Origin of the sequence: Kribbella monticola, from assembly GCF_003261635.1 — a bacterium.
In the GTDB taxonomy this organism is placed as follows: Bacteria; Actinomycetota; Actinomycetes; order Propionibacteriales; family Kribbellaceae; genus Kribbella; species Kribbella monticola.
Genome location: NZ_QFXK01000009.1, coordinates 19,101 through 40,823, shown reverse-complemented (window position 1 = coordinate 40,823; position 21,723 = coordinate 19,101). Strand labels below are relative to the sequence as shown.

22 protein-coding genes are annotated in these 21,723 nt (G+C 66.8%); 11 read left to right on the top strand and 11 right to left on the bottom strand.

Annotation, left to right across the window (positions count from 1 at the left end; translation table 11 throughout):
* The first annotated feature begins 15 nt into the window (after window positions 1-15).
* A complete protein-coding gene (locus DIZ26_RS03885) occupies window positions 16-957 on the top strand; it encodes an NADP-dependent oxidoreductase (protein ID WP_112237787.1) in 942 nt (313 codons plus the stop codon).
* A 272-nt stretch (window positions 958-1,229) separates the two neighbouring features.
* Here the strand turns inward: DIZ26_RS03885 and DIZ26_RS03880 are convergent, their stop codons facing one another.
* On the bottom strand, window positions 1,230-2,942 hold the full coding sequence (locus tag DIZ26_RS03880) for an LPXTG cell wall anchor domain-containing protein (RefSeq protein WP_198675887.1): 1,713 nt from the start codon (window positions 2,940-2,942) through the stop codon (window positions 1,230-1,232).
* A gap of 275 nt (window positions 2,943-3,217) precedes the next feature.
* Window positions 3,218-3,811, bottom strand: coding sequence for a TetR/AcrR family transcriptional regulator (locus DIZ26_RS03875; RefSeq protein ID WP_157979574.1), 594 nt, complete (start codon window positions 3,809-3,811; stop codon window positions 3,218-3,220).
* Between the two features lie 72 nt (window positions 3,812-3,883).
* On the opposite strand from DIZ26_RS03875, the gene DIZ26_RS03870 reads away from it, so the two are divergent.
* Window positions 3,884-4,423, top strand: coding sequence for an AAA family ATPase (locus DIZ26_RS03870; RefSeq protein ID WP_198675886.1), 540 nt, complete (start codon window positions 3,884-3,886; stop codon window positions 4,421-4,423).
* Window positions 4,424-4,482: 59 nt separating this feature from the next.
* Here DIZ26_RS03870 and DIZ26_RS03865 read toward each other — a convergent pair whose 3' ends face one another.
* The 3 genes from DIZ26_RS03865 to DIZ26_RS03855 all read right to left on the bottom strand — a co-directional run bounded on the left by DIZ26_RS03865 (window position 4,483) and on the right by DIZ26_RS03855 (window position 7,151).
* A complete protein-coding gene (locus tag DIZ26_RS03865) occupies window positions 4,483-5,085 on the bottom strand; it encodes a TetR family transcriptional regulator (protein ID WP_112237779.1) in 603 nt (200 codons plus the stop codon).
* 43 nt (window positions 5,086-5,128) lie between these two features.
* Window positions 5,129-5,836: an SDR family NAD(P)-dependent oxidoreductase gene (locus DIZ26_RS03860; protein WP_112237777.1), complete on the bottom strand. Its 708-nt coding sequence runs from the start codon at window positions 5,834-5,836 to the stop codon at window positions 5,129-5,131.
* Window positions 5,837-6,017: 181 nt separating this feature from the next.
* Window positions 6,018-7,151: an epoxide hydrolase family protein gene (locus tag DIZ26_RS03855; protein WP_198675885.1), complete on the bottom strand. Its 1,134-nt coding sequence runs from the start codon at window positions 7,149-7,151 to the stop codon at window positions 6,018-6,020.
* Window positions 7,152-7,292: 141 nt separating this feature from the next.
* Here DIZ26_RS03855 and DIZ26_RS03850 point away from each other — a divergent pair, with 141 nt between their 5' ends.
* Window positions 7,293-8,078, top strand: coding sequence for a hypothetical protein (locus DIZ26_RS03850; protein WP_112237775.1), 786 nt, complete (start codon window positions 7,293-7,295; stop codon window positions 8,076-8,078).
* A gap of 82 nt (window positions 8,079-8,160) precedes the next feature.
* On the opposite strand, the gene pdxR is transcribed toward DIZ26_RS03850, so the two are convergent.
* Window positions 8,161-9,681 carry a MocR-like pyridoxine biosynthesis transcription factor PdxR gene (pdxR, locus tag DIZ26_RS03845; RefSeq protein WP_112237773.1) on the bottom strand — a complete coding sequence of 507 codons (1,521 nt, stop codon included), beginning with the start codon at window positions 9,679-9,681 and terminating at the stop codon, window positions 8,161-8,163.
* A gap of 190 nt (window positions 9,682-9,871) precedes the next feature.
* Between pdxR and DIZ26_RS03840 the strand changes: the two genes are divergently transcribed.
* The 3 genes from DIZ26_RS03840 (at window position 9,872) to DIZ26_RS03830 (ending at window position 14,522) form a co-directional block, all read left to right on the top strand.
* Complete coding sequence (locus DIZ26_RS03840; protein WP_112237771.1) at window positions 9,872-10,477, top strand: dihydrofolate reductase family protein; 606 nt, start codon at window positions 9,872-9,874, stop codon at window positions 10,475-10,477.
* An 881-nt stretch (window positions 10,478-11,358) separates the two neighbouring features.
* On the top strand, window positions 11,359-14,328 hold the full coding sequence (locus tag DIZ26_RS03835; RefSeq protein WP_198675884.1) for an RHS repeat-associated core domain-containing protein: 2,970 nt from the start codon (window positions 11,359-11,361) through the stop codon (window positions 14,326-14,328).
* Window positions 14,322-14,522 carry a hypothetical protein gene (locus DIZ26_RS03830; RefSeq protein WP_157979573.1) on the top strand — a complete coding sequence of 67 codons (201 nt, stop codon included), beginning with the start codon at window positions 14,322-14,324 and terminating at the stop codon, window positions 14,520-14,522. Before DIZ26_RS03835 ends, DIZ26_RS03830 begins: the two co-directional genes overlap by 7 nt.
* Before the next feature lie 892 nt (window positions 14,523-15,414).
* Here the strand turns inward: DIZ26_RS03830 and DIZ26_RS38535 are convergent.
* The 3 genes from DIZ26_RS38535 to DIZ26_RS03820 are packed head-to-tail and all read right to left on the bottom strand — an operon-like array spanning window position 15,415 to window position 17,112.
* Window positions 15,415-15,543, bottom strand: coding sequence for a hypothetical protein (locus DIZ26_RS38535; protein ID WP_269815372.1), 129 nt, complete (start codon window positions 15,541-15,543; stop codon window positions 15,415-15,417).
* Entirely contained in the window at window positions 15,527-15,757 is a 231-nt protein-coding gene (locus DIZ26_RS03825) for a hypothetical protein (RefSeq protein ID WP_112237765.1), read from the bottom strand. Before DIZ26_RS03825 ends, DIZ26_RS38535 begins: the two co-directional genes overlap by 17 nt.
* A gap of 59 nt (window positions 15,758-15,816) precedes the next feature.
* Window positions 15,817-17,112, bottom strand: coding sequence for an alpha/beta hydrolase (locus tag DIZ26_RS03820; protein ID WP_112237764.1), 1,296 nt, complete (start codon window positions 17,110-17,112; stop codon window positions 15,817-15,819).
* 191 nt (window positions 17,113-17,303) lie between these two features.
* On the opposite strand from DIZ26_RS03820, the gene DIZ26_RS03815 reads away from it, so the two are divergent.
* Window positions 17,304-17,597: a 2TM domain-containing protein gene (locus DIZ26_RS03815; RefSeq protein WP_112237762.1), complete on the top strand. Its 294-nt coding sequence runs from the start codon at window positions 17,304-17,306 to the stop codon at window positions 17,595-17,597.
* Window positions 17,598-17,669: 72 nt separating this feature from the next.
* Here the strand turns inward: DIZ26_RS03815 and DIZ26_RS03810 are convergent, their stop codons facing one another.
* Window positions 17,670-18,557, bottom strand: coding sequence for a phosphatase PAP2 family protein (locus DIZ26_RS03810; protein ID WP_157979572.1), 888 nt, complete (start codon window positions 18,555-18,557; stop codon window positions 17,670-17,672).
* A gap of 296 nt (window positions 18,558-18,853) precedes the next feature.
* Here DIZ26_RS03810 and DIZ26_RS03805 point away from each other — a divergent pair, with 296 nt between their 5' ends.
* The 4 genes from DIZ26_RS03805 (at window position 18,854) to DIZ26_RS37340 (ending at window position 21,209) form a co-directional block, all read left to right on the top strand.
* Entirely contained in the window at window positions 18,854-19,759 is a 906-nt protein-coding gene (locus DIZ26_RS03805) for a lysylphosphatidylglycerol synthase domain-containing protein (RefSeq protein WP_157979571.1), read from the top strand.
* The gene (locus tag DIZ26_RS03800) at window positions 19,756-20,397 is read left to right on the top strand and encodes a glycerophosphodiester phosphodiesterase (RefSeq protein WP_198675883.1); all 642 of its coding nucleotides are present in this window, start codon (window positions 19,756-19,758) and stop codon (window positions 20,395-20,397) included. The genes DIZ26_RS03805 and DIZ26_RS03800 overlap by 4 nt, the downstream gene beginning before the upstream one ends.
* Before the next feature lie 104 nt (window positions 20,398-20,501).
* A complete protein-coding gene (locus DIZ26_RS03795; RefSeq protein WP_112237756.1) occupies window positions 20,502-21,050 on the top strand; it encodes a hypothetical protein in 549 nt (182 codons plus the stop codon).
* A gap of 18 nt (window positions 21,051-21,068) precedes the next feature.
* Entirely contained in the window at window positions 21,069-21,209 is a 141-nt protein-coding gene (locus DIZ26_RS37340; RefSeq protein WP_157979570.1) for a hypothetical protein, read from the top strand.
* A 21-nt stretch (window positions 21,210-21,230) separates the two neighbouring features.
* On the opposite strand, the gene DIZ26_RS03790 is transcribed toward DIZ26_RS37340, so the two are convergent.
* Window positions 21,231-21,683 carry a pyridoxamine 5'-phosphate oxidase family protein gene (locus DIZ26_RS03790; protein ID WP_232828130.1) on the bottom strand — a complete coding sequence of 151 codons (453 nt, stop codon included), beginning with the start codon at window positions 21,681-21,683 and terminating at the stop codon, window positions 21,231-21,233.
* Between the last annotated feature and the right edge of the window lie 40 nt (window positions 21,684-21,723).

The window sequence follows — 21,723 nt, the reverse complement described above, 5'->3', positions numbered from 1 at the left end:
AAGACGAGGTCCGCCATGAAGGCAGTACGTTTCCACGAGTACGGCACCCCCGAGGTCCTGCACTACGAAGACGCGGACCAGCCGGTCCCCGGCGTCGGCGAGATCCGGGTCCGGGTGGCGGCGACGTCATTCAACCCGGTCGAGGGCAACATCCGCGCCGGTGTCATGCAGGGCCCGATCCCGGTCCGGCTGCCGCACACCCCCGGCATCGACATCGCGGGCACGGTCGACGCGCTCGGTGAGGATGTGACCGGCTTCGCCATCGGGGACCGGGTGATCGGCGCGCTGCCGCTGACCAGCACCGGCGCGGCCGCCGAGTACGCCGTAGCCCCTGCCCAGATTCTGACCGCAGCCCCCACGAGCGTCCCGCTGGTGGACGCCGCCGGACTACCGCTCGTCGGCCTCACCGCGTGGCAGGCGCTGTTCGAGCACGCGAAGCTGACCGCCGGCCAGCGGGTGCTGGTGAACGGCGCGGGCGGCGTGGTCGGCGGCTACGCGGTACAGCTGGCCAAGAACACCGGCGCGTACGTGATCGCCACCACTGGCCCGCACAGCTCCGAGCAGGCCAAGGTGGCCGGCGCCGACGAGATCCACGGCCCAGGAATCCCCGAACTGTCCGAGCCGGTCGACGTCGTACTCAACTTCGCCCCGATCGCCCCCGAGCAGATGGCCGCCCAGGCCGCGGTCATCCGGGACGGCGGCGTTCTGGTCAACACCACCGTGTGGATGCCCGCTGCGTCCGACGAGGCCCGCGGCGTACGGGGAATCAACCTCTTCTTCCGCCCCGACGCCGAACAACTCGCCGAGCTGGTGACCCTCGTCGACGCCGGCAAGCTGCACCTCGGCGCGACCCGCCGCGTGCCGCTGGCCGGAGTCGCGCAGGTGCACACCGAAGCCGCCACCGCCCCCATCAACGGCAAGATCGTCTTCGTCACCCCCAACGCCCCCCTCGACTAAGAAGGCCACACTCGGCCCCCAAGGGTGTCGGCGTCAGGTGGATCTCCGTCAGGTGCGTCAGCGGGAGTGTGTGAGGACGAAGGCGATGGTGGTGGGCCAGGCTTTCGCCAGGGCCAACTGATTGGCCTGCGGGGTTCGCCCGGCTACTTCCGGGATCGGCGTTTCGGGCTGAAACGGCAAGAGTGTGCCGATGCCGTGTCCCGCGTCGGGATATCGTCGGCGCGGTCGGGGTCAGCTCGGACGTGACGAAGCCGTCAGTTACTCACGCGGTCTCACTTCCCGTGCAGAGCCCTGCGGCGACGTCCGCGAAGTACCAGCACGCCGCCGGCAGCGATGAGCAGCAGGCCACCGATGGCGCCGTACGTGACAGCGCTGCTCGCCCCGGTGGAAGCCAGGCCCCTGGACGCGCTCCTCGGGGCCAGCCGGCCGACGGGTGCGCCGCCCTCCGCTTGCGCGCGGGTGCCGGTCGTGCCTGATGCGCCGACAACCGGCAAGGTGGCGGTCAGTGTTGGCGCGGTCCGTGTGGGGCCGGTCGGTGTCGAGGCGCGTGGTGTCGAGCCGGGTTGTGTGGCGGCGCGCGTCGGCTTTTCAGCGCCAGCGGTCCTCGACGCGGGCTTCAGCTGAAGAGTCGTGATCGAGTACGGCGGCAACGTCTGGGCGACCGCCGTGCCCCGCTTCGCCGTCGTCAGGGCGGCGCCTGCTTTGCCATACGAAACGGTAGTGACCGGCCCTGCCGCCGGGGTGAATCCGGCGTACGAGAGCGACACCGGCGCCGCTTTCTGCGGGCTCTTGTTGATCAGCATGACGTTCAGACCGCCGGTGCTGCTCCGCACCGCGTGCACAGCAACCGACGAGTTGCCCGAGGACGACTTGACCATGGTGTCGCCAGGCTTCGCCAGCGCGGTCAGCGAGCGGATGCCCCAGTACGTCGGGAAGGGCGTGTCGCGGGCCGGTTCGCATTTCCCCCCGGCGCAGGTTCCAGCGGAGAGCACACCACCGTCCCGGTAGTCGGTCTCGCCGTTGACGGTGGTGGGTGCTTCGCCCGAGCCGTTGTGCAGGTTCCACCAGTCCACGTGGTTGGCGCCCTGCTCGAACCAGGTCATGTAGGTGTCCGGCGCAAACAGGGCCGCGGCCTGGCTGGTCAAAGCGGGCGAGCCGACGGCGTCGGTCTCGGTGACCGCGATCTCCACCGAAGCGGCACGCGATCCGGCGTACGTGGAGATCAGCGAGCGCAGCTCGGACCTGACACCGCCGATCCGGGAGGGGGTGTTCAGCAGGTCGGCCGTGGTGGTGCCGCCCGGATACCAGTGGACGATGACGAAGTCGATCGACTTCGCCGCGATGGACAGCACCGTGTGGTTCCAGTCGGCGCTGTCACCGGGGGCCTTCTCCTTATCCGGCCAGCCGCCAGGGGTCGTGAGCACCGCTCCGATCTTCACCTTCGGGTCCACGGCCTTCATCGCCTTCGCGTAGGCGATCAGGTTCTTCGCGTACGCCGTCGGGCTCTTGTCGGCGTGCTTGTCGGTTTCCCAGCCCTTGCCGTCGCCGTAGTGCCCATTGCCGTAGACCTCGTTGCCGATCTCCCAGTACTTCACGCCGCAACCTTTGTCGACGTTGGCGTACTTGACCCAGTCGGCGGCCTCCTGGGGGGTGCCGGAGCCGTAGTTCGCGGTGATGATCGGCTGGGCGCCGACCCTCTTCGCGGTGGCCATGAAGTGGTCGAAGTCGGTATTGGAAGGGATCCAGCCGCTGCCGTCGCCGTACGTGTGGGTCTTCCAGTGGTATTCGTCCGCGCCGGAGCCGCCGGGATAGCGCAGCTGCCGAACTCCCGCGGCCTTCATCAGCGATGACACCTCGGCAGTCCCCATATGGTCGTCGCCGAAGCCCGTGTTGAGGCCGATACCACTGCTGGGCACAGTGCCCAACGACGTACCGGCATCCACACTGATGCGGACGGTCGGCGCGGCGCCCGCGCTTGGCGTCACGGCGCCCACACCTGCCGAGGCGGCTAGCACCGCCACCGCCCCCACGACAAAATGCCGCATCCGGCTACGGCGGGGCAACGACGGCTCGGCGGATCTCGGGTCTTCTGGTGGCACGTAGTGCTCCGATCGGGTGTTGGCACAGAGGGCGCAGCGCCGCTATCCACGGCTCGCCCTCGTCGGTACACCCCTAGTTGCCACCCAGAACAAAAAGGTTGCCCCTTCAATCGTTTCCGCCGAAACGCGCTAAGGCGGACGCGCGCCTGCGGTCGTCGGGCTCAGCCGGTGAGGCTGCGTGCCAGGCGGTTGAGCAACAAGGCGGCCCGATCTGGATCGTCGGCGACGGCGCCCAACGCGTCATAGGTGACAAATGACGTCACGGCGGTCACGGCGGCCAGAACCTCAGCCTGGTCGAGTTCTGACTCAGTCGTGGTCTCCGCTGCGAGGCGTCGTACCAGACGCTCCATCTGGTTGCCACGCCATTGTTCGCGGTCGGACAGGATGGAGCCGACTTCGCGGTCGACACCGGCCAGGCCGAACAGCGGCCGAAGAAGCTGGCGCTCGGAGTGCCAGAACCGGCATGTCCGCCGCACGATCTCGGTGCACGCATCACCAGCGCTCAGGTGTTCTGTATCCGTCAGGAGTTGGTCCATGCCGGCGCGCTCAGTGAGATCGGCCAGCACTGCGTCGAGCAGTCCGCGCTTGGATCGAACCTGGTTGTAGACAGTCACCCGGGTCACCCCGGCACGGTTGGCGACAGCCTCGATGGTGAAGTGCTGCCACTGCTGCGTCGCCAGTAGTTCCCGAGCGGCGTCGATGATGCCGCGGCGGGTTGCCGCTGTCGCAGCGGCACGTCGGCCGTCGGTGCCCAATGCGCCACTCCTCCCTTGACACGGTGTATAGCGAATGACTATACAGGCTGTAAAGCGAGTGAAGGGACAAGCATGACTTGTAAAGGATTGCTGCTCGAGTTCGGCGGACTGCCCGGTACCGGCAAGTCGACACTCGCCGGTCTGCTTGCCGCTGACATCAAGGCGGTGTGGCTGCGCATCGATGAGATCGAAGGTGCCATGCGCCGGAACGGTCTGACTCCTGAACAGACTGGCATTGCCGCCTACAGCGTGGCCCACGACGTAGCAGCGAATCATCTCCGGCGTGGCTTCACGGTGATTGCCGACGCCGTCAATCCGGTAACCGAGGCTCGTAACGGGTGGCGTGACCTGGCGGCGGCCGTCGGTGCTGACCATGTGGTGATCGAAACGGTGTGTTCCGACATCATCGAGCACCGCCGCAGGGTCGAGACCCGGTTGAGCGATCTGCCCGGCTGGGTTTATCCCTCCTGGGCGCAGGTGCACCGGATGATGGCGGAGTACGAGCCGCGCACCGGTCATCGCCTCGTTCTCGATACCACCCGTCCCCTGGACGTCTCCTATCAGGAATTGACCGCCCATCTAGGCGCCGACGATCTGCACCGACACTCATAAGGCGATGACGGTGCACGCTCGTTCAATTGAGCGCTGGTATGGGCAGCCCGCTCGAGCGCCTACGGTTGTCCGACGAGGCTGCGTACTGCGGCCTGCAGGGCGGCGCGGTGTTGTTGCATCCGCTTTGGGGAGAGCGGATCGCCACCGCCGGCGGCTTTGAGTGCGGGCGGGGCGCTCAGCCAGCTCTCGGTGATGCGCAAGACGAACGCGAACAGGTCCGCCGCCGGGATGTCTGTCCGGATCCGCCCCGCACGTTGCGCGTTCTCGACTGCTTCGATTCGTGCCCGGAATGCCGCGCGCTCCCCCTCGGCGGGCTCGGTCTGCTCGAAGCTGCGCCAGGCAGCGATCCGTCGCGCGTCGGGGTTGGCCAGCACGTAGTCGAAGCGGGCGATCGCGAACGCACACAGGTCACCCTCGTCCATCGGAGCAGCTTCGAGGACCGCGTCGGTCTGCTCTTGTACGACGGCGTCGAACAGCTGATTCTTGTCACCGAAGTACACGTAGAGCAGGCGCTTGTTGGCGCCGGCGCGTTCGGCGATCCGGTCGATCCGCGCGCCGGCGAGTCCGTACTCGGCGAACTCTTCAGTCGCTGCCTTGAGCAACAATGCCTTGGTCGCCTCCGCGTTGCGCGGACGTGGTTTCCGCGCGGCCGCCCCGGACATGCTGATCACCTTACCTGTGGGCGAGTCGAGCTCAGGCAGGTCCTCACCAGGCCACGGGCCCGTTGGCGTCGAAGAAGCCGCCGGTCGGGCCGTCCTGGCTGACCTGGGCCAGGTGGACGATGCTCGCGGCCCCCTGCTCGACCGTCTGCGTTCCCGTGTGGTGGTTCAGATCGGTGGCGGTGAAGCCCGGGTCCGCGGCATTGATGCGGATGCCGGGGAACGCCTTCGCGTACTGCACCGTGATCATGTTGACCGCCGCCTTCGACGCCGGGTAGGTGATTCCGGGGTAGAACCGCGCGGGCGCATCCGGGGCGGCCAGGTCCCGCGTCAGCCCGAGCCCGCTGCTCACGTTCACGACGACCGGAGCTGCCGAACGCTGAAGCAGCGGCAGGAAAGCGTGGGTGACGCGAACGAGGCCGAAGACGTTCGTCTCGAAACCCGTCCGCAGGTTGTCGGCCGTCAAGTCCGCGGCCGCCACGAATCCGCCGTCGGCCGTACGCTCCTCGATCCCGGCATTGTTGACCAGCACGTCCAGTCCACCGTCGGCCTCGATTTGTTTGACCGCCGAAGCGACCGAAGCGTCATCGGTGACGTCGATCTGGACGAACCGCGCCCCCAACTGCTCGGCCGCCTGAGCCCCGCGCTCCGCATCGCGAGCCCCCACATAAACCACGTGCCCCGCAGCCACCAACTGACGAGCCGTCTCGTACCCGAGCCCCTTGTTCGCTCCGGTGATCAGTGTGGTCGTCATGCCAACTCCTCCTTGCTAGCTGTATCTAACTGAACAGTTACCAACGTACTGCGAGCCGATTGGTAAATCAATAGTTAGTTACATACGAGGCTCCAGCGCGGCAACCACCGGATCAGGACGAGCGTGGCGACCGGTTCACCGGCCGCCGCAGCGCCGCAAGGGGTGGGCGACGTCCGGGAGGCTAATTCGTTGGTTCCAAGGAGGTGAAGAAGGCTCTGATGTCGGTGGCGAACAGCGTGGTCTGCTCAAGCGCAAAGAAGTGGCCGCCGCTGCCTGGCTCGTGCCAGCTACGGAGGTCGTCGTAGCTGCGGTTGGCCAGCTCGCGGGGGTAGCCAACTGACGAAGGGCCGGCGACCCAGAGGTCCTCAGCACTCAACGTGACGGCTGCCGGTACGGCGATGCGCGGACGTGGCGGGTTCTTGGGATAGTCGTAGTAGGTGCGGAGCGAAGAGCCGATACAGCCGGTGCTCCAGTACAAGGTGAGCAGCGTGAGCAACTCGTCGCGGTCGAAGGCCTCGTAGATGCGGCCGTCGCCCCAGGAGTCGAACTTGTCCAGAATCCACGCGGCAAGTCCGGAGGGCGAGTCGATCAACGCCGCGGCCAGAGTGTCCGGGCGGGTCGCCTGCACATGACTGTAGCCACCATCCAACGCTTCCTCGTCGATGTCGCGTTGCCGGACGTAGGCCTCTTCCGCCTCCGAGAGCGGCCCACCATCGGTCGACACCTTGGGATGGATTGTGTGCAGGCCGGCGACGGAATCCGGGTGCAGCCCGGCCATCCAGTGCACGACATCCCCGCCGATGTCGCCACCTACGACGCCGTACCGCTCATAGCCCAGCACGTCGGTCATCAGCCGGTGCCAGTGCTCGGCGATCCACTTCCGGGTCAGCGGCTCGGCCGGTGCCTCGGCGTACCCGAAGCCCGGCAGCGACGGAATGACCAGATCGAAGCGGTCCTTCAGCTTCTCGGCCAGTGGAAGGTACTCCGTGAACAAGCTCGGCCAGCCGTGCGCCAGCACCAGTGGCAGAGCGCCATCCCTGCCGGAGCGGACGTGCACGAAGTGTGTCCGAACACCGTCCAGTGACACCTTGTACTGCGGCCAGGCGTTCAGTCGCCGTTCCTGCTCACGCCAGTCGAATCCGTCGGCCCAGTAGGTCACCAGCTCCTTGAGGTAGCTGACGTCGATCCCGGCGTGCCACGACTCAGCCGGTGTCGGCTCAGGAAACCGCGTCCGCCGCAACCGGTCAGCCAGATCACCCAGAACCGACTCGTCGACCCGAATCTCGAACGGCTCCGGCAGTATCGGCTCATCCACTCACCAAACTCTGTCACAGCCAAGGTCGACCGACCGATCACCGGTGAATGCGATCGGACCCCTGTCCTTGGCACCATCTGCTTCTGCAACTAGGTGCAATCGACGGGGCGATGACGGATCGCGGCTGCGATGATGCGGTCTGTGAAGAAGATCATCATCGCGCTGGCCGGCAGCGGGGGGTTGGTGCTGGCTGTCGGGTGTGGGGCCGGCGCCGATTCCGCGGCACCTGCACCCACCCCCACGGCGAGCAAGACAAGTGGCAAGCCGATCGTCAGCCCTACGCCGGTCGAGCTGACCCGAGCCAATATCGGCCAGCAGGTGCAGGCCGCGCTGAAGAAGCAGGGCACGTACCGGATGACGATCACCTGGCAGTACGAGCAGGACGAGCACCTCACCACCACGGTCAAGCTCACCGGTGCCGGCGAGGACTTCTCGCTGAGCGGTGCCGACGGGTCGGTCATCGGCGTGGGTGGTCAGTACTTCTACACGGATGGCCCGCTGTCGAGCAAGGCCAAGTGGAAGAAGTACGACCCCAAGGCCAAAGGACGCCAGGCCCTCACCACCAACGGGATCATCCTGCTCTACCGCAAGCTGGTCGAGTCGTCGCGACTGCTGGACGGGGCGCCGTACTCGAGCCAGTTCGCCGTCTCGCCCGGGCCGTATGTAGGTGAGGTGCTCACGACTCGTTACGTCATGCTTCTCGATCTCAGGAAGGCGGCCGCGGACAACAAGATCTACGGCCCCTTCTTGTCCGCCAAGGAGGCCGCGAAAGAAAAGACACTGCCGGTGAGCGCCCTGCTCGACTCCAACGGCCTACTTCGTGAGCTCAACTACGGCACCGGCGAGAACGCGTTCTCGGTTCATTTCGACAACTTCGGCACCAAGGCCGTCATCACGCCTCCCACCAAGCAACAGCTCACCAAGTAGTCATTGCTGGATGGGTCACGCCGACATCTGTTCCAGCGGGGAACCCCAGATCGGGCGGCGAAGCTGTAGCGGCCGAGCAGGTTCAGGTTGCGGTGCTTGAGCGGGGAGAGCCGGGCGATCTGTGCCTCACGGGGGTCCGACCGCCCGGCATGGTCGAGAGGCTCAATGACGCGATCTGCCTACTTTTCGGGCTCTTGGAGCGCCGGACGGCTTCGGCGATGGCGTGCACACCACGGACGAGCTGGTGCTCGGAGAGGTTGCCGAAGGCAAGGAGCAGTGCTGGCGGGGCCGGGGGGTACGTGAGCCGGTAAGGACGTAGACCGGTGACGCGGACCCCTAGGGATTGGGCAGACTCCACGACAGCGTCCTCGTCGACATCGAGGGGAAGCTGGAGCACGGCGTGGCAGCCGGCAGCCAGCCCGTGGAGGCGGTCTGGCCCGAAGACGGCGGCCACTTCCTTGGCAAGGGTGTCGCGGCGTTTGCGGTAGAGCTCGCGCACCCTCCGCAGGTGCCGGTCGAACCTCCCCGACTCGATCAGGAGGGCCAGCGCCTCCTGGTCGAGCCCGGGTGCGCCCCGGCTGCTCAGCTGTTTTTCCTCGCTGAGGGCTTCGACAAAGCGGGGCGGTGCGAGAACCCAGCCGATCCGGATTGCCGGCGCGATCGTCTTGCTCACTGAGCCGAGGGCAAACACCCGCTCGGGGTCCAGGCCCTGAAGGGAGCCGACGGCCTGCCGGTCGTAGCGGAACTCGGCGTCGTAGTCGTCCTCGAGGATCACGCCGTCGACCTCGTGGGCCCACGCAACGAGTTCGCGACGGCGTGTCGGGCTGAGGGCCACGCCGGTGGGGCACTGATGGGCCGGGGTGACTAGCACGGCTCGCGCCCGGCTGGCCCGGAGCGCGGCTACGTTCAGCCCTTCGGCATCGACCGGAACCGCTACGACGTTGAGTCCGGCGCGCTCCGCGATGATGTCGTGCTCACGGGGGCCGGGATCCTCCAGGGCGAGGACCTCGATGCCGGACCGCGCGAGCACCGCGAGGGTGAACGCCAAACCTTGGCGGAAGCCGCCGACGACGACGGCGTCGTCTGCCGTCGCGCACCCGGCCCGCACCCGGCGGTGGTAGGCGGTCACCACCTCGCGCAGGTGGCGTGAGCCGGCTGGTTCCTCATCTCCCAGCCCGGCCGTCGGCAGCGTTCGCGTCGCCTCGCCCACGGCCCAGACCCAGTCGCGCAGCGGAACCGAGCCGAGGTCGGGGATGCCGTACTCGAAGTCGATCTGAATGTTCGGTCGTGGTGCCGCGGCGGCCGGAACGCCGGTGCGAGGGCGCTGAATGCCGGGAATCCGGGCGACCCGGGTGCCCGACCCGACCACGGAGTCGACGTACCCCTCCGCCCCCAGTTGCTCGTAGACCTCCACTACGGTGCCACGCGAGACCCCGAGCTGGTCGGCCAACCGCCTGGTGGACGGCAGCCGCTCCCCCGCGACCAGACGGCCCTCACGAATCGCGTCACGCAGGTGCCCCTGGATCTGCAGCGCAAAAGAGATGCCGGTGCGGTCCAACGCAATCACCAGCTCCGCAGAGTCACGGCTCCAGTCGGCAGGCATGAGGCCCAGTCAACCAAATGGTCCAATCCGCCACTCGACGAGTGGACCTTCAGAGCGGACCGCCTGACGGTAATCATCGAGCCACGGGCACCGCGGCGGAGCTCACCGGCTCCGCATCGGCATCTCCGCCTTTGCCGTGGCGACGCTCGCGATCGACTGAAACACACCAAGGACAACGAAGGGACTACTCATGCGCAAGCTCACCGTCCTCATGCAGACCACGCTGGACGGTCGAATCAGCACCTCGGACGGACGGTTCTGGCAGCCTTTCGCGTGGGGCGAGGAGGAGACCGCCTACCTCAACCAGACGTTCGCACGAGCGGACACCTGGGTCGGATCCCGCAAGCTGTACGAAGTCGTGGTGCCATATTGGGAGCAGGTCGCGGCCGGCACCTCACCGGACAGCGACGTCCAGAACAGCCCCGCCAGCCTCGAGTTCGCCCAGCTCCTTGGCGCCATGCAGAAGGTGGTGCTCTCCCACACCCTCGGCGCCGATCCCAGCACGCGTCGCGAGATCAGGTCGGGAGACGCCGTCGAGCATCTACAGAAGCTCAAGGAGCGCGACGGCGCCGACATCATCGCCTCATTCGGTCCCAGAACCCTCGGTCCGCTGGCCGACTCACCCGGCCTGATCGACGAATACCTCCTCGTCATCCACCCGGCCGTCCTCGCATCGGGCCCCCGGCTGTTCGACCACCTCACCCGCGACCTGGCCCTGACGCTGGCCTCGGCCCGCATCTTCGACGGAGGTGCCGCCGTCATGCGCTACCGCACGCTCGACGCAGGCGCGCCGTAACAGCCACTGCACCGCCGCGCGCATCGCACATCCCCGAGGCCACCCGAGAGGCCTGATAAGCCAGGTATTGATTGGCTGGTGGAGGCCAGCTCTGTTGCCCAGGCCCGCCCAATGCTCGGAGTGGGCCATAAGGGTGACGGGATGCGTCTCGTGGTTACGGCTTTGCGTCACGGCTCGGGTCACGGTTCTGGCGGCGCTTCGGCCAGCGCGTTGGCGGCAGCGCGGCGAGAGCGCCGCCTGGCTCCCGACCGCGCCGCCGCCGAGTCGCCGCCGGATCTCACGAGAGGTCCTCATCCAAGTTGCCGCATATCGAGAGCGCTACGGCATCACCAGCCGCATCCTGCTGGGCGACAGACCACCGGCCAACGCACACGCCCAATCCGGCGACTACACCGTCTCCACGCATTGATTTCTGTTCCCGAGTCCGGCTCTACGCAGACAGCAGCAAGCAGTATCGGCGCACCCGGGCCGCGGTCCACTCCTTGAGTTCGTTCCAAGATCGTTCGATGACAGGCCGCGAGCATAAGTGGTGCGGCGAGCAGGACACGCGTGAGCAGATCGCGTGAACCGATGGTCCGCCCAGCATGCGAATTGCATCTTGTTGCAAGTGATTCACAGGATCGAACTCTGGATCGTAAGTGCCTGCTGTGTCAGCTTCGGATGGGCGTCGTTCGGCTCGGGGGTCGTGTCCGGCGACGCAGTTCCGTCCTTCTACTGGGGGTTTCTGCATGTCTGCAAGTTCGCCCAGGCGTCGTTCGGCCGTTGCGGTCTCGGCGGCGCTGTTACTGCTTTCAACAGGTTTGGCTGTGTCGCCGGCGCACGCTGGTACAGAGGTCATTCTCACGCCGGTTCTGACGGGTCCGAGACCGTCGGCGACGCGAGTGCCGTTCGCGGTCTCGGATCGGGTGTCGGCGTCGGTCGATGTCGGCACCGGCAACCTGCTGGTCACCACTACAGAGATCACGCTGCCGGGCATCAGTACTGATGTCGAGCTCGGCCTGACCTACAACAGCCTCGCCCTCGCGTCTGGTTCCGCGGCGCCGTCGGGGGCGGGTGGTTTGGGCTGGTCGATGCGGCTCGGTCAGGACACCAAGCTGATCTTGAACAGCGACAACTCGGTGCTCTATCTGGCGCCCGAGGGACGCCAGGGGCTGTTCCAGCCGGCGACCTCGACGACCTACACGTCGCCTGCCGGGTTCAAGGTCGCGATGGTCAAGACCGCGTCGGGCTGGACGGTCACCGATCATGCGAGCAACGCGGTCTCGACGTTCGACTCGGCCGGTCGGTTGACGAAGATCACCGATCGCAACAGCCAGGCGACCACGTTCACCTACGCTTCTGGACAGCTCACCACCATCGTCTCCACCCGCGGCGGGTCAGGAGCCAAAACCGCGACGTTGACCTGGTCGGGCAGCACGCTGGCCACGATCGCCCAGACCGGCGACGACGGGACCCTGAGGAACTCGAGCTACACCTACACGGGTGGCCGGCTGACGAAGGTCAGTGATCCGTCCTCGAAGAGCATCCGGCTGGCGTATTCATCCGCTGGTGACCTCTCGAGCATCACCAACGAGGACGGCCACTACACCTACTTCGACTACGACACCTCCCACCGGGTGATCTCGGTGACCCAGGAGAATCCGGCCGGGGACGCAGTCACCCGGTTCACGTACTACTCCTCGAACCAGACCTACGTCGCGGACCCGAACAACACCGCCCCGACCGGCGGCCCGCTCACGACGTACACGCTGAGCAGCAGCGAACTGGTCACCAAGGTCGTCGACCCGCTCGGCCGGACCCGGGACCGCACCTACACGCCGTTCGCCGATGTCGCGACCTCCACCAACGGCGTCGGCGGCGTCACCACGTTCGGCCACAACGCGACCGTCAACGGCGGCGAGTCGTTGACCAATGTCACCGCCCCCACCGGCGCGACGTCGTCGGCGTCGTACTCCAACACGGGCGCGGCGAAGTTCCTGCCGTCCGGCGGTACGGACTTCCAGGGCAACGCAAAAACGTTCACCTACGACGGCGCCGGGAACCCGCTCAGTTCGGCCAACACCGCCGCGACGACGACCGCGTCGGTCACCTACAACACCGACGGCACCGTGGACACTTCCAAAGATCCGGTCGGTAACGTCACTGACTACACCGAGAACGCCGACCACCAGATCACCTCGATCGCGCCCGCTACTGGGTCGACGCTGCGCAACCAGACGCTGGCCTACGACGGTTTCGGGCGGCTCTACAGCATCGATGCCGGCGTCGGGTTCGGCACGATCTACAACTACGACCGCGGCGACCGGGTCAAGACCATCAAGTTCACCGACTCCACCCCGCAGGTCGTGTCCACCTTCGACGGCGAAGGCAATGTCCTCACCCGCACCGACGCCTCCGGCACCACCACGTGGACCTACGACGCCCAGAACCGGGTGAAGACCCGTACTGCGACCAGCGGCGGCGGCACCTTGTCCTACGACTACGACAAAGCGGGCAACCTGATCTCGAAGACCGACGGGCACGGAACGACGACGTACGCCTACGACGCCGCGAACCAGGTCACCCAGATGACGACCCCGAACGGCCAGAAGACCGCCTTCGCCTACGACAACAACGGCAAGCGCACCGACACCTGGTTCAACACCAACACGACCCACACCACCTTCGCTGCCCACACCAAGACGACCTTCGACACCTCCGGCCGGATCTCCCGGACCTGGACCGCCCGCGCGTCCAACGACGCCACCAAGACGTTCGACACGTCGTACTGCTACTCGCCGTATGTCGCCGGGCAGGCCTGCCCGTCCGCGTCGGCCTCGACCGACACCGGCCACATCCGGTGGAGCGTCAACAACCTCACCGCCGCGCGGTCCATCTACACCTACGACACCTCCAACCGCCTCACCGCGGTATCGAACTACGGCGGCCACGACTACGCCTACACCTACGACAAGAACAGCAACCGCACGAGCGTCAAGGTCGACGGCACCACCACCCAGACGCTCACCTACAACACCGGCAACCAGATCAGCAGCAGCGGCTACAACCATGACAAACTCGGCCGCCGCACCGCTGATCCAGCCCAGGGCACTCTCACCTACAACGCGCCCGGCCAGATGACCAGCCGTGACAACGGATCGAGCGGCTCGAGCAGCTATGTCTGGGCCGGCGCCGACCAGAACGAGCTGGTGTCCACCACCACCGGGTCGAGCACCACCAGCTACGTCTACGGTCTGCCCGACGCCAACGGGGTCCCCACCATCCAGTCCTTCACCAAGAACGGCCAACTCACCTACATCGACACCGACCCCACCGGCAGCCGCATCGAACTCCAAGGCCCCAGCGGCACCGACTACTACACCCTCGACAACCAAGGCAGCCCGATCGGCCTCATCAACGCCGCCGGCGCCATCACAGCCACCTACACCTACGACCCCGCCGGCAAACAACTCACCGCCACCGGCACCTCCGCCGCCACCAACCCCTACCGCTACACCCAAGGCCTCCTCGACGAGAACACCGGCTGGATCAAACACGGCCAACGCTGGCACGACACCACCACGGCCAACTGGACGTCCATCGACCCTGTGGACCTGCTACTGCAGCCGGATGCAGCAAGCCGCTACGGTTACGTCGCTGGCAACCCCATCAACCACCTTGATCCTGCGGGACGGGGCTGCGGAGACGACCTCCTGGCGTATGGCGGAATCGCGTCCTTCGTCACTGGGACGGTTGAGGGCGCCGAGGTAGCGTCTGGCTTGCTGGTCGGAGAGGTAGCTCTTGGTCCTGCAGGACTTATCGTCGGTGGTGCGTTCCTCGTGGGCGCTGCTGCAGTATGGGCAGCATGTTGACAGCTCGCAGCAACCGCTGGCACATCTTCAGCATCACGATTGCCGCAGTGTTCCTGATCGCCATGCTGACTGGCGCAATCTTTGCGGCGACGGAACGCTCCTGGGTCTGGTTGGTCGTCCTAACAGTGATGGCGATCTTCCAACTGAGCCTCATTGTCTTCATCCTTAGAAACCGGAGCCGGCCTCCTGCCTAAGGCCGCCGGAGGCCTCAGGGATCCTCTGAGGCCTCCGGACGCTCGCAGGAAAGGCAACCCAGTGGTTCACCTCCCCTAGTTGGACCACGGCGGTCCACGCCACGAGGTTCAAGCGCCCAATCGCTACCCGATCTAGTCTGGTCAGTGAGTGGTTCTGCAGCATAGCCAGACCTAGCCGGCTGACAGCTAGCTCGGGTATCCGTCGCGAGTCTGGCTATGAATCACGCACTGGCCGTTTCAACAGCGCCCCGTTGGTGCTGCGCGAGACTAACCACTACCGTCGGGGTTGATCTCGACCAACGTAGTCCACCCTCTGCCTGGGTTATGGTCGATCCGCCAAGCCCCCGCGAGACATTGAGACGCCATTCCCACGTCGTGACAGACGCGGCAGATCTCCGCACACAGGGTTAAGGGCTGACCTCCGCACTCACCGGTACGGCATGCAGCGATCACCATGTCTCCCATCCGCTGCGAACGAACGCGCAAGATGCATCAACCCCTCTGCGCGCTCTAGCGGTTGGGCGATCTCATGCGCCAGTTGGCGAGCGTCGTCGGGAAGACCGGCTCGTTCCTGTGCGTCGACGACCCGCCGCACGGATCCGCGCCACCAGCGGTGTTGTCAATCTCGGGATGCCCAACCTCGTCGCAGTGACCCGACGGCGCGCCGGACCTCCGGCGACTTATCCAAACCGGCCGCATCAAAGTCGCCCGCCAGATGGCCACCACTCGTCTCAGCGCTACAAACCCACCTGCGACGCAACCGAAGCCCTCCTCAACCAGGTCGACCAGGCCGCAGCTCCCGTTCCCACAGACACCCCGACCTGGAGCCCGTCTCACGCCCTTCCGCAAAGCGGTAGCCACCGCCCTCGACGACGCCGGCCCAACCCCACCGCTAGCTCGCGACCGCGTGCAGCTCGCCGGGCGCGATGAGGTCGCGGACCGACTTGGTGAACGTCTCCTGATGGACGTCAATCGCCGCTCGGCGCGCAACACGCAGGAGATCCTCATACGTCGCGCGCATCCCGCACCGCGCGAATGTCCGAGGCGGCTGACCGCAGGGCGTCTGCCACCGCCAGGCGCCAACTCAACTCATCCATCGACACCTGCATCTTGTCGACGTACTGCGCCGCCTCTTCCAGCAGAGCCACCGGGTCCCCCTCCAGCGCCCCGACAGACGACCCGTACGGCGGAATGTCCAGCAACTCACAAACCCGATACCGACTTAACGCCGTCATCGCCCACCGTCCGTCGGCAGCCTTCACCTCCACCGCTTCGAGGATCGCTGTCGGAGTGATCAGGTCGCCCTCCTCGGGTGGAGGGCGCCGGCCAGAAACTCGGTCACGTGCTGGGTCCAGTCGGCTGGGTTGTCGGCCAAGGCTGCGCTATGGGCGGCTCGTGGCGCGATCCACACTCTGACAGTTGCCGGGGAGCCTGCCTGGATGTACGCGGCTGCCTCCGCCTCATCCCGTGCTTTGCCACCTGCGATGAGGAGCACCGGACTTCGGCTGGAAGCCACAGCAGCGCGCAACTCGACGGGTGGGCGGGCAGCCGTCAGAAGATCGGTGGCGCCGTACGTCAGCCTCTCGAGGCCCTCCTGAAGTCTTCCGCGCCAACCGAAGTGGTCCGACAGCCATGCCTTGTCGCCGGCCACCCGGCTCGTCGCCCCCTCCGCGACGACGGCCCGGATCCGGTCGTCGGCGGCGGCCGCGCCGATCGCCTCCTCACCGCCCATCGAGAGTCCGACCGCACCGATCCGCTCGTCGTCCGCGTCCTTGCGGCTCTGCAGGTATGAAACGGCCGCCGTGATGTCCTGGTCGCCGTACCAGCCGAAGTCCATCGCCCGGCCGCCACTGCGCCCGTGTCCGCGCGCATCGACAAGCAGTACGCCGTACCCGTGCCCGGCCAGCACGACCGCGTGAGCGAGAACATCCGATCGAGTCGAGCCTGCCCCGTGCCGCAGAACGACCGCCGCCCTGTTTGCGGAGGGCAGATACCAACCAGCCAACGGAACGCCGTCAGCCGTAGTGAAGCCGACCTCGCTGAAGGGCAAGCCGTAGTCGGCCGGCGTCAGATCGCCAAGGTCCGTCCGCGGCACGTTCGTGGCTGCAACCGCTTGGCCCAGCGAACTCAGCGCCACCAACGCAGTCGCGAGCAACGCCGGTACTACGAGCGCCCACTGCCAGCCCGGCGTGCGCCGTACCAGTAACGCACCGCCACCACAGATCGATACCAATCCGCCGAGGAGAACCAGCAGGCCGACGAAGGTGGTGAACCGGACACCAGTCTTGACCAGATGCGGCACGCCGATCCCAACGCCCACAGGCATGGCGACCAAGCCGACTGCGAAGGCGGCCGAGGCCCGCTGTCGACAGGTGCCACGATCCACCAGCAAGTAGCTGACGAGCGTCAGCATCAGCACTGTCACCGAACACGCGAGCTGAGAAGGTGACACACCTTCTCGCGCCACCAGATACGTCGTTCCCGCTCCAGCCATCAGGACGGCAGCACCCAGCGTCCGCCGCACGGTCTTACCGCGTTCGGGTTCCGCTCTCGCTTCTGTCTCCGCGCCGACGTGCAACTGCGACGACATTGTTCCTCCTCAGAACGGTCGTACAGCGCCCTGTGCCAACTGTTTCAACCAGCTCGGCACGCCAGCAGAGTCGGAAGACCCGTGGTGGCAGGACATTCCAGGCCGTTGCGGTAGGTCGATGACAGGACTTCGTGCCCTGTGGCGGGTTCAGGTGAAGTCCGACAGTGGAGGTGAGGAGCTAGGAGGCAGTCATGAACGAGACGCCACTGGGTTCAAGCCGGACCGATGATGACAAGTTGCGCGAACAAGCGATGGACGAGCTCCGCAAGCGCCGTGAGCTCGCTGGCCACGTTCTCGCCTATCTGACGGTGAACACCTTCCTGGTGGTCATCTGGTACCTGACGAGTGCCGGCTTCTTCTGGCCGGCGTTCCCGATGTTCGGCTGGGGCATCGGCCTGATCTTCCACGCCTGGGACGTGTTCTGGCCCCAACCGAGCGAAACCGCCGTCCAGGCCACGATGGATCGCATCGCACACCGCAGGTGAGCAGCCACGCGGTCTAGGGAGTCGATCGGCTATCCGGTGGTCGGGGTCACCGACCACCGGCCACATGCCCGGCTATGGCAGTTTCGCGGACACCTGGATGGACGTACTAACCGCCGGGTCCGCTTGCGCGAGGACGTGGCCAGAAGGATCACGAGACTCGGCCTGCCGCTCGACCGGGCGTTCGCCTGCCGGACGCTGACCGATCGGGCGTCTCGCGGGTGGTGTCTGCCGACCGGCTCGGGTTCTCGCCAACCGCGTGGCGAGAAGCAGACCCACGAGTGCGATCACGCCGCCGGCGAGGCCGTCGAAGAGGTAGTGGTTCGCGGTCAGGACGATCGAGGCGAGCATCGCCGCGGGCATCAGCCAGCCGAACAAGCGCAGCAACCTTTGACCGGCCAGACCGGCGATGGCGATTCCCATCAGCAGGTTCCAGCCGAAATGCAGGCTCGGCACGGCGGCGTACTGGTTGACGAACGCCGGCGGCTGCAGGACCCGGTACGCCGAGGTCTGCTGGGTGACCGTGTCGATGAAGCCGTAGCCGACCAGGAAGCGCGGCGGCGCGACCGGGAACAGTGCAAAGATCGCCAGGCCGATTCCGCCGGAGATCAGCATCGCGTTGCGGAAGGTCCGATAGGCGTCGCGATGCCGGATCAGTAACCACAGCAACGCGGTCAGCAACACCGGCCAGTGTCCGTAGATGTAGAAGTAGCTGACCGCATCGATCAGCCAGGCATGGTGCCCGGCCGCGGCCTGCAACTCGGGCTCGGCGAAAACGCCGGCTGATTTCTCGAGAGCGATCACGTTCTCCGCATTGCGGTAGGCAAGGTCGACCCGGGTCTCGATCAGCCCCCGGACGCCGAAGTACAAGACGATGGCGGTGGCGATCAGGGCCACCTCCCGCGCGATCTGGTAGGCGCGCTGTGGCAGCCGCGATCCGGTCTTCCGGCTCTGCGCCGCCATCGCACACTCCCCCTTCGGATGCTCGTGATGCCACCTTCGTCCGCTGACCGGCTTGTCCCCAGGGCCGGACCGCCTTTGTCGCCGGGACCAACGGCACCCCTCTATGCGTCCCGATCCGCGATGCGCGGCGGACGCCGGCGTCATCCGCGATGCGCTGCGGACGCCGGCGTGTCGCACGGCACCGCCGATCCGCGGTCGACGAGCCGCACGGCTTGGACAAGGCAGTTATGGTCTTTGCACGGCGTCCTGGGGCGACTAGAGGTGAGCGCCGGGTATCAGCCCTGAAGGAGCCCGTGGTGCACATCAGCGACAGGCGAATCGCGCGCATCCTGTGGCTCGGCCGCGCGATCGTCTCCAGCCGCGCTGTCCGGGTCGCCGCGCTGTTGGCCGCGACCGGACTGGCTCTGTGGAACGTGGACCGGGTTCCACATCCGACGCTGCTGCCCGCAGTGATCGGCCTGATCCCGTTCGCGGTCGGCAAGTACGTTCTGTGTCCGTTGCGCTGGCACGCGGTGTCGACCGGCGGACAGACCCGCCGCTGGCACTTGCGGGCGTATGCGGAGAGCGAGGTCCTCGGCCTGATCTCGCCGTGGCACGCGGGCGCCGACCTCTGGCGGGTGCACCGCTTGGAGGCCACCGGCGTACGACGCTCTGCCGCGGTCGCCGGTGTCGCTCTGGACCGGTTCGTCGGTGCCGTCGGACTGATTGTCGCCGTCGCAGTGTGCGGAGTGACCCTGCCGTGGAGTGTGCTGGTCGTCGCGCTCGGCCTTGCCGCCGTGGTGCTCGCCGCGGCCCTCGTCGTACGGCGGCGGCGTCCCGACCTGGCCGGTCGCTGGCCGTGGCCGTCGCCGCGTGTCTTCGCGGCCGGCGTAGTGCTGTCGATCGGCTACCAGGCAACGATTCTCGGGCTGCTGATCGGAGCGATCCACGCCGTCGGCGACTCAGTGTCGGCGTTCCAGTTGGTCGCCGTTTTCGGTGCGAGTCAGATCGCCGGGGTTCTGCCTGGCGTCCACGGTGCAAGCCCTCGTGAAGGCGCGTTGGTCGCGGGCCTGGCCTCCATCGGAGTCTCCTGGACGGACGCCTTCGGTGCGGTGGCGCTGACTGCCTTGCTCTACTGGGTTCCAGCCGTGCTCTTCGGCGGCAGTTGCTTCCTCCTCCGCTGGCGCGGCTGGTTCACCGAACCGTCAGCGAGTACGCCGTGACTCGCCGAATCGTCGTGGCGCACCGGGCCGGTAACGAGCTCGGCACGCTGCGGTCCGCGCTGGATGCCGGCGCTGACCTCGTCGAAGCCGATGTGCACGCCTACCGAGGACGCCTCGAGGTACGTCATCACAAGTCGCTCGGCCCGTGGTGGCTCTGGGAGCGAGGCGAGCTGCTCCGGCGCCGGGACACCCCGTTGCTCGAAGCTCGCGAGCTGCTGGCGGCACTCGGCCGTGATCACCGCTTGATGCTCGATCTGAAGGGAATCCACCCGCGTCTTGCGGGCAGGCTCGCCGCACTACTGCGCCACGTCATGCCGGACGTGGTGGTCACCGTGTGCACGCAACACTGGTGGATGCTCGATGCGTTTCGCGACTTGGAACACGTCCGGCTCGTGCTGTCCGCCGGCAGCCGGCGCGGGCTCCGTCGCCTGCGAGCCAGGCTGCGTACCCGACCGACGTACGGCGTCTGCGTCCACCGCCGCCTGCTCACCCCGGAGCTCGTCATGGAGTTGCGTCAGAGCGCGACCGTCGTCCTGACCTGGCCGGTCGACACCGAGTACGCCGTACGCGACGCCCACCGCCTCGGCGTGGACGGCCTTATCGGCAAGAACCTCCAGTTGCTCAGGCCACCGGCCTGAGGTCCGAGCCGAGGGACGTTTTGGGCCCTCCGGCCCTGCCGCGGCTCGTGTCGCCGGTGGACGATGACTGACGACAGCATCCAGCATCGTGACAGGAGGAGCTCATGGCCGAGCAACGTCCGCTGCCGAGGAAAGTCGCTGCGACTGCAGTCGGCCGGTGCCTACTGACCACACTTCGGCTGCTGCTCCAGCGACGCATCCACCAACCGCGCGAGCATGTTGGGTTGTTCCTGCGGTTCGCTGACGGAACCGAGGGCCGGGTGTACCGGGAGACCGTCATCGACCGCCCACCTCCAGCCGACCCGTGCGTGCTGGTGGTCGCCTTCCGGCTGCGCGGGGCCGGTCACGTGCTCTTCCGGTGGGAGTCCTTGTTCAACACTCCCCTGTTCGCCGGCTTCCCCGGCCTGATCTCCAAGCTGTGGCTGGCGCACGACGACTCCGCCACCTACCGGGGCTTCTACGAATGGGACGGTGCCGAATCCGCCGAAGCCTACGCCCGCGCCTTGTGGCGCATTCTCGAACTCGTCAGCGCACCGGGCTCCATCCGGTACCACGTCCTTCCCGGCCTCCACCGCGACGACGTTCTGAGCAAGCCCGAACTCCAGGAACCAGCGGATTCTTTTTCCTGGTGGCGCCTCGTCGGCACCCGCTAAGCGGAGCACTCGACCGGTGTGCGGCAGCCGTGGTCGGCCCGCGTCGACTTCAGCCACGCGGCCGGTGCTGCCTTGACCGTGGTCGTCTCCACCGGTGGTCACCTCCAAGGCGTCGAGAGGTTCGCGGTCACCGGCTTGCGGCCGGCCGCGGCGAACTGATCGCGCGGCCTGGTCGCCGTACTAGGTACGTAGCAGGCGACGGCCCCGGAGCAGGGCGATGTGGATCTGGATGACGTGGTCCAGGCGGCCGGCCCAGGAGCGCAGCGGGAATTGCGAGACTCTGTCGAGTTCTGCGGGGTCCGTGACGACGGTTGCCTGGCCGACGGCGGTCACGCTCCAGCCGGTCTCGGTCGTCGCGTCGTACTCGTCCACCTCAAAGGCGACCACCGCGCCGGCGGCCGCGACGGCCAGCTTCGAACCGGTCATCGCCCGGATGATCACACAGCGGCCGTCGACGACGAAGTTCACCGGTTGCACGGCCGGCAGGGCTCCCTCGGTGAACACGATGCGACCGACCGGTACCGTCGGCAGCAGCGCAAGGCACTGCTCGTCGGTGAGGATCTCCAGCCCGGCCCGGTCGAACTCGGTCTGCACACCCACGGCGTGCGGCGCCGGCGATTCCGTCAAGGTCACCTCTCCCACCGGTCCGCGGACCACGGACGACCCCCGGCAA